Annotated in this window: 1 protein-coding gene and 1 pseudogene; both read left to right on the plus strand. The window is 61.3% G+C overall.

Translation table 11 applies throughout. The features are described 5' to 3' along the window. Positions 1 to 317: LysR substrate-binding domain-containing protein (locus ALO43_RS16160; RefSeq protein ID WP_235812538.1), on the plus strand; the 317-nt coding region annotated here is incomplete at its 5' end. 24 nt (positions 318 to 341) lie between these two features. Continuing rightward, a pseudogene (locus ALO43_RS29040) lies at positions 342 to 444 on the plus strand (LysR substrate-binding domain-containing protein); the annotation flags it as partial.

Genomic DNA, 444 nt, shown 5'->3' on the forward strand with positions numbered 1-444 from the left:
GCGTGGTATCGCGGCCCAATGCCTGGTCGGACTGGTTCGACAGTAATCGGCTGGACCACCACATCATGCGCCCCGGCCCGAGTTTCGAACTGACCTCGCACCTGATCCAGGCTGTGGCGGCGGACATCGGTATCGCACTGGTACCGCGCATTCTGGTGCAGGACGAAATCAACAGCGGCGAACTGGTCACCCTGTTCGAGCCGATGGACAGCGGGCGCAATTACTACCTGGCGTACGCGACGCGCTTTCAGAACCTGCCATCGCTGTGCGTGTTCAGGGATTGGCTGCTATCGACACCGTTTCCCGACCCTTTGTAAAACCTGCCCGCAACAGGAGCCGCCGTGCGTATCGAGCCCCTTCCACCCTTGCAGAACCTGATCGCCTTCGAAGCCGCCGTTCGGCATGCTAGTTTTACCCGTGCCGCCAGCGAACTGAACCTCACCC

This window comes from Pseudomonas tremae (genome assembly GCF_001401155.1).
GTDB lineage: Bacteria > Pseudomonadota > Gammaproteobacteria > Pseudomonadales > Pseudomonadaceae > Aquipseudomonas > Aquipseudomonas tremae.